14 protein-coding genes are annotated in these 14,694 nt (G+C 65.4%); 3 read left to right on the top strand and 11 right to left on the bottom strand.

Going from position 1 to position 14,694, the window contains the following annotated elements; genetic code table 11:
• Positions 1-147: SURF1 family cytochrome oxidase biogenesis protein (locus tag LPZ50_RS03680; protein ID WP_329957635.1), on the bottom strand; the 147-nt coding region annotated here is incomplete at its 3' end.
• 35 nt (positions 148-182) lie between these two features.
• Between LPZ50_RS03680 and LPZ50_RS03675 the strand changes: the two genes are divergently transcribed.
• Complete coding sequence (locus LPZ50_RS03675; RefSeq protein ID WP_230657699.1) at positions 183-383, top strand: twin transmembrane helix small protein; 201 nt, start codon at positions 183-185, stop codon at positions 381-383.
• Between the two features lie 154 nt (positions 384-537).
• Here LPZ50_RS03675 and LPZ50_RS03670 read toward each other — a convergent pair whose 3' ends face one another.
• From LPZ50_RS03670 to coxB, 5 genes are all read right to left on the bottom strand, one after another.
• On the bottom strand, positions 538-1,413 hold the full coding sequence (locus LPZ50_RS03670) for a cytochrome c oxidase subunit 3 (protein WP_230657695.1): 876 nt from the start codon (positions 1,411-1,413) through the stop codon (positions 538-540).
• A 40-nt stretch (positions 1,414-1,453) separates the two neighbouring features.
• Entirely contained in the window at positions 1,454-1,678 is a 225-nt protein-coding gene (locus LPZ50_RS03665) for a DUF2970 domain-containing protein (RefSeq protein WP_230657692.1), read from the bottom strand.
• A gap of 2 nt (positions 1,679-1,680) precedes the next feature.
• On the bottom strand, positions 1,681-1,794 hold the full coding sequence (locus tag LPZ50_RS03660; protein ID WP_230657690.1) for a cytochrome oxidase small assembly protein: 114 nt from the start codon (positions 1,792-1,794) through the stop codon (positions 1,681-1,683).
• A gap of 29 nt (positions 1,795-1,823) precedes the next feature.
• On the bottom strand, positions 1,824-3,437 hold the full coding sequence (gene ctaD, locus LPZ50_RS03655) for a cytochrome c oxidase subunit I (protein ID WP_230657687.1): 1,614 nt from the start codon (positions 3,435-3,437) through the stop codon (positions 1,824-1,826).
• 92 nt (positions 3,438-3,529) lie between these two features.
• Positions 3,530-4,687, bottom strand: coding sequence for a cytochrome c oxidase subunit II (gene coxB, locus LPZ50_RS03650; RefSeq protein WP_230657685.1), 1,158 nt, complete (start codon positions 4,685-4,687; stop codon positions 3,530-3,532).
• A gap of 243 nt (positions 4,688-4,930) precedes the next feature.
• On the opposite strand from coxB, the gene LPZ50_RS03645 reads away from it, so the two are divergent.
• On the top strand, positions 4,931-5,761 hold the full coding sequence (locus LPZ50_RS03645; protein ID WP_230657683.1) for an NUDIX hydrolase: 831 nt from the start codon (positions 4,931-4,933) through the stop codon (positions 5,759-5,761).
• 200 nt (positions 5,762-5,961) lie between these two features.
• Here the strand turns inward: LPZ50_RS03645 and LPZ50_RS03640 are convergent, their stop codons facing one another.
• From LPZ50_RS03640 to LPZ50_RS03625, 4 genes are all read right to left on the bottom strand, one after another.
• The gene (locus LPZ50_RS03640) at positions 5,962-7,746 is read right to left on the bottom strand and encodes an IlvD/Edd family dehydratase (RefSeq protein ID WP_230657681.1); all 1,785 of its coding nucleotides are present in this window, start codon (positions 7,744-7,746) and stop codon (positions 5,962-5,964) included.
• Between the two features lie 70 nt (positions 7,747-7,816).
• Positions 7,817-8,833: a TRAP transporter substrate-binding protein gene (locus tag LPZ50_RS03635; RefSeq protein ID WP_230657679.1), complete on the bottom strand. Its 1,017-nt coding sequence runs from the start codon at positions 8,831-8,833 to the stop codon at positions 7,817-7,819.
• A gap of 50 nt (positions 8,834-8,883) precedes the next feature.
• Positions 8,884-10,164, bottom strand: coding sequence for a TRAP transporter large permease (locus tag LPZ50_RS03630; RefSeq protein ID WP_230657677.1), 1,281 nt, complete (start codon positions 10,162-10,164; stop codon positions 8,884-8,886).
• Between the two features lie 33 nt (positions 10,165-10,197).
• Positions 10,198-10,656, bottom strand: coding sequence for a TRAP transporter small permease (locus LPZ50_RS03625; protein WP_419195559.1), 459 nt, complete (start codon positions 10,654-10,656; stop codon positions 10,198-10,200).
• Positions 10,657-10,852: 196 nt separating this feature from the next.
• Here LPZ50_RS03625 and LPZ50_RS03620 point away from each other — a divergent pair, with 196 nt between their 5' ends.
• Positions 10,853-11,881, top strand: coding sequence for a LacI family DNA-binding transcriptional regulator (locus LPZ50_RS03620; protein ID WP_230657673.1), 1,029 nt, complete (start codon positions 10,853-10,855; stop codon positions 11,879-11,881).
• Between the two features lie 136 nt (positions 11,882-12,017).
• Here the strand turns inward: LPZ50_RS03620 and LPZ50_RS03615 are convergent, their stop codons facing one another.
• On the bottom strand, positions 12,018-14,582 hold the full coding sequence (locus LPZ50_RS03615) for a cation:proton antiporter (protein WP_230657671.1): 2,565 nt from the start codon (positions 14,580-14,582) through the stop codon (positions 12,018-12,020).
• Positions 14,583-14,694 lie beyond the last annotated feature (112 nt).

The following is a 14,694-nucleotide window of genomic DNA, read 5'->3' as shown; positions in this document are numbered from 1 at the left end:
CTGCGCGCGGCCGGCCTGGATGGTGGCCAGCAAGGCACGGCGTTCGTCAGCGCGGCGCAACTGCCAGGCGCCCAGCGAGGCCAGCACGGCCACCGCCACGCCCAGCAGCACCAGGGCCGCCAAAGTACGCTGAACTGAATGAGCCATGTCTGCAATAATTCCGTTTTACCCGGAGGCCAAAAATGCGCGTCATCGTCGCCCTGGCTTTCATCGGCATCCTGGCCAGCCTGGCATCCGCCCTGGTCTACCTGATGAGGGACAAAGGCACCACCAACCGCACGGTCAATGCGCTGACTGTGCGCATCGGGCTATCAGTGGCCCTGTTCCTGTTCGTTCTGCTGGCCCACCACCTGGGCTGGATAGAAAGTACAGGGTTTAGATAGGAACCGGCCGGGCCGGTTCCGTTGCCGCTGGACGCATCTGCCAGCGTGCGACGCCCCCATACGGGGGCGTTCGCTATTGGCGCCGGCCGGCCCTAAGCGGGGACGCGCGGATCCGGCTTTGCCGGTCCGCAGCGCTTCGGGGGTGGGACTACCCCTAGAACCAATACACGAACAGGTACAGGCCCAGCCAGACCACGTCCACAAAGTGCCAGTACCAGGCCGCGCCTTCGAAACCGAAGTGGTGGTCGGCCGTGAAGTGGCCCTTCATCAGGCGGAACAGGATCACCGTCAGCATGATGGCGCCCATGATGACGTGGAACCCGTGGAAACCCGTCAGCATGTAGAACAGCGAACCGTACACGCCCGAGCTGAATTTCAGGTTCAGGTCGTTGATGGCATGGTGGTATTCGTAAGCCTGACAGGCCACGAAGATGAACCCCAGGATGACGGTGGCCGCCAGCCAGAACATGGTCTTGCCGCGGTGGTTCTCGCGCAGGGCATGGTGGGCGATGGTAAGCGTCACGCCCGACGACAGCAGCAGCGCGGTATTGATGGTGGGCAGCCAGAACGGGCCCACGGTCTGGAAGTGGTCGACGATGCCAGCCGGGCCGAAATTGGGCCAGGTGGCCTGGAAGTCGGGCCACAGCAGCAGGCGGTGGTCGATGTCGCCCAGCCACGGCGTGGTGATGGTGCGCACGTACCACAGCGCGCCGAAGAAGCCGGCGAAGAACATGACTTCCGAGAAAATGAACCAGCTCATGCCCCAGCGGTACGACAGGTCGATGCGCTTGCTGTTCAGGCCGGACTCGGACTCGCGGATGGCGTCGCCGAACCAGAAGAACAGGACAGTGAACAGGCCCAGGATGCCCGCCAGCACCAGCCACTTGCCCCAGCCGACGCTGTTGACCCACGCGGCCGCGCCGATACCCATGGCCAGCAGCGCCACGGCGGTGCGGACGGGATGCGGCGAATCTGCCGGCACGTAGTAGTACGGAGCCTCTTTACCTTGTACCGAGTGGCTTGCACTCATGGTCTTCTCCCTGGTACTGATTTGTTGAAATGCTTGCTGCTTAGGTCAGGCTGGCCACGGCCCAGCGCACAATGGCCACCAGCACCAGCACGAAAATCAATCCGGCCAGCAGGCCCGCCACGATAAGGTGCACGGGGTTGAGCTTGCCGGCGTCTTCCTCGTAGCCCGCCCCCCGCCGCACGCCGAACATTCCCCACAACACCGCCTTCAATGTCTGCAGGAAGTTCAACTTCCGGCGCGAAGCATCGCGGATATCGTGCGTCATGCCTACTTGCCCATGATGGCCGAGCCGCGGAAGAACGTCCAGGCGAACACGGCGATCACGATTGCCAGCAGGATCAGCCCGGCGGTCTTGTTGCGGCGGCGTTGTTCAGGGGTCATGGCTAGCTTGCTTTAACGGCGGTCCTGCCTTACTTCACTTCGGGCGGCGTGGTGAAGGTATGGAACGGGGCGGGCGACGGCACGCTCCATTCCAGCCCTTCGGCGCCTTCCCAGGGCTTGGCGGGGGCCACTTCGCCCTTGTTGCGGTAGCAGCTGATCATGACATACAGGAACAGCAGCTGCGACAGCCCGAACCAGAACGCGCCAATGGTGGCGATCTGGTGGAAAGTGGTGAACTGCGCGGCGTAGTCGGCATAGCGGCGGGGCATGCCGGCCAGGCCCAGGAAGTGCATCGGGAAGAACGTGATGTTGAACGAGAGCAGCGTCGACCAGAAGTGCAGCTTGCCCAGCTTTTCGTTGTACATGCGGCCCGTCCATTTGGGCACCCAGTAGTAGGCGCCGGCGAACAGGGCGAACAGGGAACCGGCCACCAGCACGTAGTGGAAGTGGGCCACCACGTAGTAGGTATCGTGCACCTGGATGTCGATGGGCGCCACCGACAGGATCAGGCCGGTGAAGCCGCCCATGGTGAACACGAAGATGAAGCCCACCGCGAACAGCATGGGGGTTTCGAAGGTCATGGAGCCGCGCCACATGGTGGCGATCCAGTTGAACACCTTCACCCCGGTGGGAATGGAGATGAGCATGGTGGCGTACATGAAGTACAGCTGGCCGGTTACCGGCATGCCGGTGGTGAACATGTGGTGCGCCCAGACGATGAACGACAGCACCGCGATGGCCGACGTGGCGTACACCATGGATGCGTAGCCGAACAGCTTCTTGCGCGAGAACGCGGGCACGATGGCCGACACGATGCCGAAGGCCGGCAGGATCATGATGTAGACCTCGGGGTGCCCGAAGAACCAAAATATGTGCTGGTACAGCACCGGGTCGCCGCCTGCGGCGGCATTGAAGAAGTGGGTGCCGAAGTGGCGGTCGGTCAGCACCATGGTGATGGCGGCGGCCAGCACCGGCATCACGGCGATCAGCAGGAAAGCGGTGATCAGCCAGGTCCAGCAGAACAGCGGCATCTTCATCAGCGTCATGCCGGGAGCGCGCATGTTCAGGATGGTGACGATGACGTTGATGGCGCCCATGATGGACGAGGCGCCCATGATATGGACGGCGAAGATGGCCAGGTCCATGCCGGGGCCCATCTGGGCCGACAGCGGGGCGTACAGCGTCCAGCCCGCCGCGGTGGCGCCGCCGGGCACGAAGAACGAGGTCGTCAGCATGATGGCGGCCACGGGCAGCAGCCAGAAGCTGAAGTTGTTCATGCGGGCGAAGGCCATGTCGGACGCGCCGATCTGCATCGGGATCATCCAGTTCGCGAAGCCCACGAACGACGGCATGATGGCGCCGAACACCATGATCAGGCCGTGCATGGTGGTGAACTGGTTGAACAGTTCGGGCTGGAAGAACTGCAGGCCGGGCTCGAACAGTTCGGTGCGCAGCAGCAGCGCCAGCGCACCGCCTTCCAGCAGCATGACGAACGAGAAGATGAGGTACATCGTCCCGATGTCTTTGTGGTTCGTGGCGAAAAGCCAGCGGCGCCAGCCCGTGGGCATGGCGTGGTGGTCATCGTGGTGATCGTGACCGTGGCCGTGGCCGGGCGACACGTGGTCTACAGTGGCGCTGCTCATGATGGACTCCTTCCTGCTGTTTGCCGGCCTCGGTCCAGGAGGCCGGCACGTGTCTCTTGATAGGTTCTACAAACAGGGGCTGGGGCGGCGCGTCAGCGGCCGGCCACCACGTCCTTGGGCTGTACTACCGGGTCTTCACCCTTGCCCGCGTTGCTCCAGGCATTACGCGTGTACGTAATGGCCGCGGCGATCTCGACATCGTTCAGCTGGCCGCCGAACGCCGCCATGGCGGTGCCGGGGCGGCCGTGCAGCACGGTCTTGATTTGAGCATCTTTCGGGCCAAGCACGGTCTTGTCGCCGTCAAGCGGAGGGAACGATCCCGGCACGCCCTTGCCGCTGGCCTGGTGACAGGCCACGCAGTTGGCGGCGTAGACCTTCTCGCCACGCGCGATCAGCTCTTCCTTGGTCCATTCTTTGTTCGGGTCGTCGGCGTTGGCCGCCATTTTCTTCTGCTGGTCTTCGACCCACGCGGCGTAGTCTTCCTGCGACTTGACCTCGACCACGATGGGCATGAAGGCGTGGTCTTTGCCGCACAGCTCGGCGCACTGGCCGCGATAGATGCCGGGTTTCTCGGCGCGGAACCAGGTGTCGCGCAGGAAGCCGGGAATGGCGTCCTGCTTCACGCCGAAGTCGGGCACCATCCAGGAGTGGATGACGTCGGCCGCGGTCAGCACGATGCGCACCTTCTTGTCTGCCGGCACCACCAGGTGGTTGTCGACTTCCATCAGGTAGAACTCGCCCTTGGGCTCGCGGCCTTCGATCTGGGCGCGGGGCGTGGCCAGGGTGGACAGGAATTTCACGCCGGCGGCGGGGCCGTCCAGGTATTCATAGCCCCACTTCCACTGGTAGCCGGTGACCTTGACTGTCAGGTCGGCGCTGGAGGTGTCTTTCATGGCCACCACGGTGCGAGTGGCCGGCAGCGCCATGGCGATGACGATGAAAAAGGGGATGACTGTCCAGGCGACTTCCACGCCCAGGTGCTCGTGGAACGTGGCGGCCTTGTGCCCGCGCGACTTCCGGTGCGCCCAGATGGAATAGAACATCACGCCGAACACGCCGATGAAGATCACACCACAGATGATCAACAGCAGCCAGTGCAGCCACATGACGTCGCGCGCGATCTGGGTTACGCCTTCGTGCAGGTTGAGCTGATTGACTCTCGGGCCGCCGGGCATATCTTGTACCTGCGCACTGACAGCATTGCCCGCAAGCAATGCACAGGCGCCCAGTATCCCTCTCCACTTCTTCATGCTTACCTCGAAACACGGCGCGGGCGTTTCCGCATCCCGTTGGGACACGGAATACACGCAGCAATTATTAGATGGCAGGTACGAGTCCAGGCTGCCAGTAGCCGGTCTGCCCCACTCGAAATCACAAAGAAACCGCAGAATTATAGCGGACGCGCAACCCAATGTAATTTAGCCCTCTTGAATCGCACGGGGTTGCCCCCATTTGGCGCGGCCACCAACGAAGCCTACATTAAAATTCGCGGCATGCCGTACCTCCCTGACCAAGAAGACGCGGCGCAGCTGGCCGCGCTGTATGCGCAACTGGCCGCACGCGTGCAAGAACATCCGCCCGAACTGGCGCGCCCCCTGTATGTGGCCGACCATTGCTGCGGCTGGGCCACCCACGCGGCCTGCGATGCGCTCCGGCGCCTGCCGCAGGTGCAAGTGCAGCCCGATGCGCTGCGCATCGGCAGCGGACTGCAACCTGGCGCGGACCTGAATGCCTTGCTGGCGCGCGTAGCGCAAACCCTGCGCGAGGCCGACTGCCTGCGCGGCTGGCGCGACGAATTGCTGGACGTCACCGCGGCCGACATGCTGTTGGGCAGCATGGAACGCGCGGCCATGCGGCCGCTGGGCCTGCTGACCCGGGCCGTGCACCTGAACGCCTGGACGCCCGACGGCCAGTTGTGGATCGCCCGCCGGGCGCTCAGCAAATCCACCGATCCCGGCATGTGGGACACCCTGGTCGGCGGCCTGGTGGGCAGCCAGGAAGACCTGGAACTGGGCCTGCTGCGCGAATGCGGCGAAGAAGCCGGGTTGGACCCCGCCCAGCTGGCTGCCCGTTCGCCCCTGCGCACCATACTGCGCATGCACCGGCGGCTGCCCGAGGGCTACCAGGTGGAAGACCTGCTGACCAGCACCTGCGTGCTGCCCGCCGGCACCCAGCCCGCCAACCGCGACGGCGAAGTCATGGAAATCACTCATGTGCCGGTGGCGGACGCGGTGCGGCGCATCGCGGATGGCGAATTCACCGTGGAAGCGGCGCTGGTCATCCTGGAAGACATCATGCAGCGGCGGGCGCGCGGCGAGATCTGAGCGCCCGGTGTCTGGCACCCTGCGGGAGCCAGACACCCAGGGTACGACCTTAACGGGAAGAGCAGGCGGCATGGCCGATCCGACGGATGGCGAATTTGCACGGCTGCTGGCGGGTGTCTGGCTCCCTCCTGGGTGCCAGACACCGTACCACCGAGACTGTCGCGGCACACAGCGGCGCCAGCCCGCCGCCAACACTTCCCTCAATGCGAATGCCGCGGATCGCCGCGCGTTTCGATCACTTTCAGATATAGCGTGGCCGGTTCCAGACAGCCGCCGGTGGACAGCTGGCCCACGAACTGCCGGTAGATCTCCTGCCAGGGCGTCTGCGACGGCGGAATGGGCACGGGCCTGGCCTGGGCCTTGCGGCGGGCCATTTCATCGGCGTCCACCAGCAGCGTCACGGAACGCTGGTTCAGGTCGATGCGCAAACGGTCGTCGGTCTGCAGCAGGCTCAGGCCCCCGCCCACCGCCGCCTCGGGCGACATGTTCAGGATGGAAGGACTGGCCGAGGTGCCGCTCTGGCGCCCGTCGCCCAGGCAGGGCAGCGAATCGATGCCGCGCTTGAGCAGGTGCGATGGCGGCGCCATGTTCACGACCTCGGCGCTGCCCGGATAGCCCACGTCGCCGCAACCGCGGATCACCAGGATGCAGTGCTCGTCGATGTTCAGCGCCGGATCTTCGATACGGGCGTGGTAATCCTCGGGGCCGTCGAACACGATGGCGCGGGCCTCGAAGGCATTTTCGTCGCCCGGGGTTTCCAGGTACGAACGGCGGAAGGCTTCGCCCACCACCGACATTTTCATGATGGCGCTGTCGAAGAAATTGCCCGACAGCACGATGAACCCGGCCCGGTGGCGCAGCGGCGCCTGGTAGGCGCGGATCACGTCGCGGTCGTGGGCGGCCGATGCGCCCGCGATATCGCCCACCGTGCGGCCCGACACCGTCAGGCAGCCGCCATGCAGCCGGCCCGCCGCCTGCAGTTCATGCTGCACGGCCGGGACGCCGCCGGCCCGGTGGAAGCTTTCGCCCAGGTACTCGCCCGCCGGCACGCAGTTCACCAGCAGGGGCACGTCTTCGCCCAGGCGCTGCCAGTCGTCCAGCGACAGGTCCACCCCCGCATGGCGGGCAATGGCGATCAGGTGGGGCGGGCAGTTGCTGGACGCGCCCAGCGCCGAGGCCACCACGATGGCGTTCTCGAACGCCTGGCGCGTCAGGATGTGCGAAGGGCGTATGTCGTCGCGCACCATGTCGCAGATGCGCATGCCGGTGGCGTAGGCCATCTGGCCGCGCTCGCGGTACGGCGCGGGAATGCTGGCGCAGCCCGGCAGCGACATGCCCAGGGCCTCGGCCAGCGAATTCATCGACAGGGCCGTACCCATGGTGTTGCAGTGGCCCACCGACGGCGACGAGGCCGTGGCCAAGGTCATGAACCCTTCATAGTCGATCTTGCCCGCCGCCATCAGATTGCGCGCGTGCCAGATCACCGTGCCCGAGCCCACCCGCTTGCCCTCGTGCCAGCCATCGAGCATGGGGCCGCCCGACAACACAATGGCGGGCAGGTCGACCGTGGCGGCCGCCATCAGGCAGGCCGGCGTGGTCTTGTCGCAGCCGGTGGTCAGCACCACGCCGTCCAGCGGATAGCCATGCAGGATTTCCACCAGCCCCAGGTAGGCCAGGTTGCGGTCCAGCGCGGCGGTGGGCCGACGGCCTTGCTCGGCTAGCGGGTGCACCGGGAATTCCATGGGAATGCCGCCGGCATCGCGTATGCCGGCCTTGATCCGCTCGGCCAGCTGCAGGTGGTGCCGGTTGCACGGCGTCAGGTCATTGCCTGTCTGGGCAATGCCGATAATGGGCCGGCCCGATTGCAGCTCGGCGCGCGTAATGCCGGAATTCAGATAGCGCTCGACATAAATGGCGGTCATGTCGGCGTGGGTAGGGTCGTCGAACCATTTCTGGCTGCGCAGCTTACGGGGCATATGGGACATGGCGGTTCACTACGATGCAACGTGGGCAATGGGCGCCGGGCCCATGCAAGGGCCCGGCGCGGCACGCGGGTCAGCCGCGCGCCTTCTGGATTTCTTCCTGCAGCTCCTTGACCAGCTCGGGGCCCAGTTCCTGGGTGGTCTTGTCCACCACCGGCTGCACCTTCTGGCGCATGCGGGCGATTTCCTCGTCGGACACCACGTTGATCTTCATGCCGTGCTCTTTCAGGGTATCCATCGCCTTCTTGGAATCGGCGCGGCTGTCCTGGCGCTCGAAATCGCGCGAGGCCACGGCGGCCTGGCGGATCAGCTTCTGCTCATCCGGCGAAAGCGTGTCCCACCATTTCTTCGACGCCAGTACCACCCACGGGGTGTATACGTGGCGCGTGATGGTCAGGTACGGCTGCACTTCATAGAACTTGCTGCTCTGGATGGTGGTGACCGGGTTCTCCTGGCCGTCCACGGTACGCGTTTCCAGCGCGGTGAACAGCTCCGAGAACGGCATGGGCACGGCATTGGCACCCAGGGCATTGAACACCCCCAGGGCCACCTGGTTCTGCATCACGCGCAGCTTGATGCCCTGCAGGTCTTCCGCCTTCACCACCGGATGCCGGGAATTGGTCAGGTTGCGAAACCCGTTTTCCCAGTACACCAGCCCCACCAGCCCCTTGGCGTCCAGCATCTTCAGCAGGCGTTCGCCCAGCGGGCCGTCCAGCACGGCATCGGCCTCTTTGTCGGAATTGAACAGGAACGGCAAATCGAACACGCCGAATTCCTTCACCATGGTGGCCAGCGGCGCGGTGGAACCCACCATCATTTCCTGCACGCCGCCCACCAGCGCGCTTTGCATCTGCTCGTCGGACCCAAGGCTGGCCGAGCCGAAGGTCTTCATTTTCATCTTGCCGCCACTGAGCTTCTCCAATTCCTGCGCCAGGTGGCGCGCGGCGCGGCCCTGCACGCTGTCGTCGTTCAGGCCATAACCAAAGCGGATCAGGCGCGGCTTGATGTCCTGGGCGGCGGCCACGCCGGCCACCGCGCAGGACAGGGCGGCCGTCAGGGCCACCAGGGTGTGTTTCCAGGTCTTGTTCATGATGCTCCTCCTTGGTTTGCTGATAAGCGCCGGCGGCGGTCGATGCCGTTCTAGTACAGCCAGCGCGCGGGTACGGTGATCAGCTCCGGGAAGATCACCAGAATGACAATCAGGACGGAATAGGCGGCCACATAGCGCCACACGCCCCGGCAGATGGTTTCCATGTTGATGCGCGCCACGCCGCATACCACGTTGAGCACCGTGCCCACCGGCGGGGTCAGCAGGCCCACGCAGCCCACCATCACGAACATCACCCCGAAGTAGATGGGGTCGATGCCGGCCTTGGTTACGACGGGCATCAGCACCGGCGCCAGGATCAGGATGGTGGGGGTCAGGTCCATCACGGTGCCTACCAGGGTCAGCAGCACCATCAGGCAGAACATCAGCAGCCTGGGCTGGTCCAGCACGGGTTCCAGCAGCGCGATCAGGTCTTGCGGCATATCGGCCAGCGTGATCATGTACGACGACACCATGGCGGCGGCCACCAGGAACATCACCACGGCGGTGGTGCGGGCCGCGTTGATGAACAGGCGGCCCAGGTCGCGCACCGTGATCTCGCGGTACACGAACAGGCTGATGACCAGCGCATACACGGCGGCCACCACGGCGGCCTCGGTGGGCGTGAAGATGCCGCCGCGCAGTCCGCCGATAATGATCACCGGCAGCATCAGGGCCCAGATGGCCTGGCGCAGGGCGCGCCAGCGCGCGGGCCACGGCTGGCGCGGCGTGGGCGCCAGCGCCCCCTGCTGGCGCGCCACCCAGGTCCACACCGCCACCAGCGTCAGCCCCATCAGCAGCCCCGGCGCAATACCGGCGAAAAACAGCTTGGTAATGGACACATTGGTGGCCACGCCGAAAATGATGAACGAAATCGACGGCGGAATGATGGGCGCCACGATGCCGCCCGCCGCGATCAGGCCGGACGCCTGCCCGGCGCTATAGCCCTTGTCGCGCAGCATGGGTATCAACAGCGTGCCCAGGGCCGCCGCGTCGGCCACCGCCGACCCGGACAGCGCGGCCAGCAGCACGCTGGCGAAGATGGCCACATAGCCCAGCCCGCCGCGGATGTGGCCCACGAACATGGCGGCCAGGTCGACGATGCGGCGCGAGATGCCGCCCGCATTCATCACTTCGCCGGCCAGCATGAACAGGGGTACGGCCATCAGCGTGAAGCTGTTGGCGCCCGACAGCATGTTCTGCGCCAGGATCTGCGAATCAAAGAAATTCAGCTGGAACATCAGGGCGACCGCGCTGAGCAGCAACGCGAACGCGATCGGCTGGCCCAGGGCGATCAGCCCCAGCAGCACCGCCAGGAATAGGGTCAAGGTCATGGTCGGACAGGCTTCATGAGAACGGGGCGCGGCTCAGACGAGCGGGTCTTCGGGGCTGGCGTCCAGCGGCGGCGCGCCGCCGGCCAGCACCCGCACCAGATCGATCAGCGTCAGCAAGGCCATGGCGGCGGCGGCATACAGAACGGCCGCATCGAACACCGCCATGGGCAGCCCGGTAACCGGCAGGCGCGTCCCCAGGCCGATGACGGTCTGCTTCCAACTGCCGTCGGCCATCAGCCACAGCACCCACAGCGTCAGCAACTGGCAGGCGATGTGTGTCGCCTTGCGCCCCCCCGGCCCGAAGCGCCGCACCAGCATGGTCACGCCGATATGCTGGTGGTCGCGCAGCGCCAGCACGGCCCCCAGGAAGATCAGCCACACAAACGCCAGCCGGGAAAGCTCGTCGGACACATTGATGCCGGAATTGAATACGTAGCGCAGCGTGACGTTGCCGAACAGCAGCACCACCATGGCGGTCAGGCACACCACCATCAGCCAGGTTTGAAGCCAATAACAGGCATCGGCGGCACGGGCCAGCCACGCTCGGACGCCGCGGGCCTGGGTAGCAGGCTGCATTGTTTGTCTCCGATTGATCTTTTTTGAATGTTGTGCGATGTTAGCGCTAACATTTGGCTAATGTAAACCCCTTGGGGCAGACTACGCCCTTTCCGGACAGCAACTCCAACCCATGCCGGCACGCAAGCCCCGCAGTACCCGCGACGGGCGCGTCACCATGCAACAGGTGGCGCGCCGTGCCGGTGTCAGCGCCATTACCGTTTCACGCGCCCTGCGCACGCCCGGCAAGGTGGCTCCGCCGCTGCGCGAACGCATCCTGCGGATCTGCCAGGATCTGGGCTACGTGCCCAACCACGCCGCCAGCGCCCTGGCCTCGTCGCGCTCGCACATTGTGGTGGCGCTGATTCCTTCGCTAAGCAACGTGGTGTTCGTGGACATCATCGCCGGCATCAAGGAAACGCTCGACGCCCAGGGCTACCATCTGCTGGTGGGCGTCACCGGCTATTCGCTCGACGCCGAAGAAGCCCAGTTGCGCACCTACCTGCAGCATTCACCCGACGGCCTCATTCTTACCGGCATAGACCACACGCCCGGCGTCTGGCAACTGCTGCGCTCGATGGGGGTGCCGGCCGTGCATACCATCGAGACGCTGCCGCCCGACTCCCCCGACCTGAGCGTGGGCTTTTCGCAGTTCGACTCCGGCCTGGCGGCCTGCCGGCACCTGGTCGAACAGGGGTATCGGCGCATCGGCATCGTGGGCGCGCAACTGGACCCCCGCTCGCTGCGGCGGTGCGAAGGCGCGCGCCAGGCCCTGCGCGACGCGGGCCGGTACGATCCGGCGCTGGAAATCATGACGCCACAGAAATCGTCCATCGGGCTGGGCGCGGACCTGCTGAACCAACTGCTCGAACAGCATCCCGACTGCGACGGCGTGTTCTTTTGCAACGACGACCTGGCCCAGGGCGCGGTGTTCCAGTGCGGACGGCGCGGCATCGCGGTGCCCGGACGCATGGGGCTGGTGGGTTTCCACGACTTCGCGGGCACGGCCTGGACCACGCCGCCGCTGTCCAGCATTGCCACGCCGCGCTATCAAATCGGCCTGACGGCGGCCGGGCTATTGATGCAGGAATTGGCCGGCACCCCGCCAGCGCAGCGGCACGTGGACCTGGGCTTCACGCTGGTGCGGCGCGCGACCACGTAGGCAGGCACCGATGCGTGCGCAGGCTCGGCACGACGGGGTCAGGCACCCTGCGGGAGCCAGACCCCTGGCCAAGCGCGTAAGGTAGCGCCATGAGAGCCAGACACCGTCAACGCCCGCTGAAGCCCACAACAGCCGTTCAAGCATCGGCCGGCGCCGACGGACCCACGGGGGGGGCCGGGCTGGGCGGCGCAGGCGGGGTAGTCGTGCCCGTTTGCGAAAACTGCTGCCATACCTCGATCGCCCGCAGGCGCTGCCGTGCCACCACCTGGATGCGCTCGCGCAGGTCGGGGTCGCGCGCCAGCAGGGCCTCGAAGTCGCGCAGCGACAGCATCAACAGCTTGCTGTAGCCCAGCGAGTGCACATCCGGGGTCAGTTCATGTTTGCCCAGCAGGGCCAGTTCGCCGAAAAACTCGCCGCTGCCCAGTTCGACGGCGGTACCGTCCGGCAGTTGCACAGCCACCGCTCCAGAGGCCACGAAACACATTTCCTGGCCATGTCGTCCCTGCGTCAGAATGGGCTGGTCAGGCAACGCCAGGCGGGGCTTCAGCAGGCGGCTGATGGCGCGCAGCGAATCCGCGCTCAGGCCTTCGAACAAGGGCACGCGGGTAATCAGTTCGGCCGCGCCCATTTCCATGTCCAGCGGCGGATGCCGGTCGATATGGCGCCAGCGGCTTTTCAATTGACCCATCAGGTCGGCATACACCTCGCCGCTGATCAGGAACTGCTCCAGCATGTCGTGGTACCGGATGCGTTCCAGTTCGCGCGCGGTGCGGCCCAGGTGGCTTTCCTGCAGCCACAGCGCGTATGACGGGTACTGCAGGTTCAGGGCCTGCAGGGCATGTTCGACCAGGTCCAGCCGGCGCTGATGCGCGGCCACGATCTGCTGGGCCGCCGCATCGCCCAGCAGCGGGGCGATCTGCTCGCGCGCGAAAGCCATCAGGCGCTGCGCCACCGAACGCTTGGTCATCAGGTTGGCGAACCGCTGCCCCAGTTCATGGGCCAGCCAGCTCTGGAAGCCGAACATGTAGTGCATGCGCAAGGCCATGCGGAAGGCCTTGGAATACCGCACGTCGGCTTCGATGCCGCGCTCGAAACCGGCCAGGCCGCCGGTGCGTATGGCGTCTTCCAGCCGTTCGGAACGCGCCAGCAGCGATTCGGCCATGCGCCAATCCACGATCTGCGCCTTCAGGATGTCGAAGAACATTTCCTGTTCGCGCTGCGCCACGATGGCCAGGCCCACCGCCACGCGCTGCTCGTCGCTCATCTGGCTGATCTGGCCGTCGTGCACGCTGGCCAGGCTGGCATCGAATACCGCGTGGATGCGCACGCTGGCCTCGGGGCTGATGTGGTCGGCGCGGGCCACCTCGTCGGTCTTGCCCTGCAGGTCTTCCAGCGCCACCACCAGCGCCTGGTTGCGGATGGTGCGCTCCACGGGCGACAGCTGGTTCAGGCCCAGCATGCGGATCAACGGCCGCAGCGATATGCCGTTGATGAACAGCGTGGCCAGCACGAAACCGGTGGTAACCACGGCGATGAACTGCCGCACGTCTTCCGGCACGGCCGCCTGTTCCGTGACCGCCAGCGCCAGCGCCAGCGACACGGCACCGCGCAGCCCGCCCCACAGCATGACCGTCTTGTAGGGTGTGCTGACTTTAGTGCCCAGCGGGGTCAGGCCCAGCAGGGGCAGCAGGCCGAACACCACAATGGCGCGCGCCAGCAGCGTCAGCACGAACACCACCGCCACCATCAGCAGTTCTTCCAGGTCTGCCGCGGCCATCAGCTTGGGGATCAGCATGGCGGCGAACAGGAAGATCAGCGAATTGGCCCAGAAACCGAACTGTTCCCAGGAACTGGACAAATGCTCGAACGTGACGGGCGACATGCGCGTGCGCCCCGCCGAGCCCACCACCAGGCCGGCCACCACCGTGGCCACCACCCCGGACACGCCCAGATAGTGTTCCGAAATGAAGAAAGACAAATACGCCAGGGTCAGCGTCAGCGTGATCTCGGCGGTGGGAAAGCCGCGCAGCCAGGCGAACAGGAAGCACGCGCCGCGCCCCATGATGTAGCCCGCCAGGGCACCGCCCAGGAAGTGCACGACGAAGTCGGTGAATATGCCGCCCCACGACAGCGTGCCATGCCCACCCGCCACCGCCAGCAGCACCGAATACAGCGCGATCGACGCGGCATCGTTGAACAGGCTTTCGCCTTCCACCAGCGTGGTCAGGCGCTTGGGCGCGCCCACTTCGCGGAAAATGCTCACCACCGCCACCGGATCCGTGGTGGCCACGATGGCGCCCAGCAGCAGGCAGGCCACCAGCCCGTACGACGACACGGCGCTTACCCCCACGCCCACCACCACCGTGCACACAATCACCGCCACGATCGCCATCATCAGGATGGGGCCGATGTCGTCCATCAATCGGCGCACGTTCATGGCCAGCGCCGTCTCGAACAACAGCACCGGCAGAAACACCATCAGGAAGGTTTCCGACGAGATCTCGAAACGTTCGATAGTGTCGAACAAATCGCCCAGTACCGGCGGCGCCCAGCCATGCAGGTGCAAGCCCAGGCCCAGCGCGCAGCCCACGATGGCCAGCAATACCGAATACGGCAACTTGATGCGCCCTGCCAAGGGCGGCATGAAGCACACCAGCGTCAGCAGGCCCGACAGGCCGAACACAAGAAAACCAATATCCATGAAACTCGATCGAACCAAAACGCCTCGGACGGAGCAACAAGAATAGCGTCTTTTGCCTTAGGCCCATCCACGTTTCGTTACGCGTGTTGCCCCGCCTGATGTCCGGGGCGGG

The sequence above is a fragment of the Bordetella petrii genome (genome assembly GCF_020991325.1).
GTDB classification, from domain to species: Bacteria; Pseudomonadota; Gammaproteobacteria; order Burkholderiales; family Burkholderiaceae_B; genus Bordetella_A; species Bordetella_A petrii_E.
This window is presented reverse-complemented; position numbering and strand designations above follow the sequence as displayed.

Coding starts and splice junctions, on each gene's coding strand:
- LPZ50_RS03675 (WP_230657699.1), top strand. CDS start 183: ATGCGCGTCATCGTCGCCCTGGCTTTCATCGGCATCCTGGCCAGCCTG.
- LPZ50_RS03670 (WP_230657695.1), bottom strand. CDS start 1,413: ATGAGTGCAAGCCACTCGGTACAAGGTAAAGAGGCTCCGTACTACTAC.
- LPZ50_RS03665 (WP_230657692.1), bottom strand. CDS start 1,678: ATGACGCACGATATCCGCGATGCTTCGCGCCGGAAGTTGAACTTCCTG.
- LPZ50_RS03660 (WP_230657690.1), bottom strand. CDS start 1,794: ATGACCCCTGAACAACGCCGCCGCAACAAGACCGCCGGGCTGATCCTG.
- ctaD (WP_230657687.1), bottom strand. CDS start 3,437: ATGAGCAGCGCCACTGTAGACCACGTGTCGCCCGGCCACGGCCACGGT.
- coxB (WP_230657685.1), bottom strand. CDS start 4,687: ATGAAGAAGTGGAGAGGGATACTGGGCGCCTGTGCATTGCTTGCGGGC.
- LPZ50_RS03645 (WP_230657683.1), top strand. CDS start 4,931: ATGCCGTACCTCCCTGACCAAGAAGACGCGGCGCAGCTGGCCGCGCTG.
- LPZ50_RS03640 (WP_230657681.1), bottom strand. CDS start 7,746: ATGTCCCATATGCCCCGTAAGCTGCGCAGCCAGAAATGGTTCGACGAC.
- LPZ50_RS03635 (WP_230657679.1), bottom strand. CDS start 8,833: ATGAACAAGACCTGGAAACACACCCTGGTGGCCCTGACGGCCGCCCTG.
- LPZ50_RS03630 (WP_230657677.1), bottom strand. CDS start 10,164: ATGACCTTGACCCTATTCCTGGCGGTGCTGCTGGGGCTGATCGCCCTG.
- LPZ50_RS03625 (WP_419195559.1), bottom strand. CDS start 10,656: ATGGTGGTGTGCCTGACCGCCATGGTGGTGCTGCTGTTCGGCAACGTC.
- LPZ50_RS03620 (WP_230657673.1), top strand. CDS start 10,853: ATGCCGGCACGCAAGCCCCGCAGTACCCGCGACGGGCGCGTCACCATG.
- LPZ50_RS03615 (WP_230657671.1), bottom strand. CDS start 14,582: ATGGATATTGGTTTTCTTGTGTTCGGCCTGTCGGGCCTGCTGACGCTG.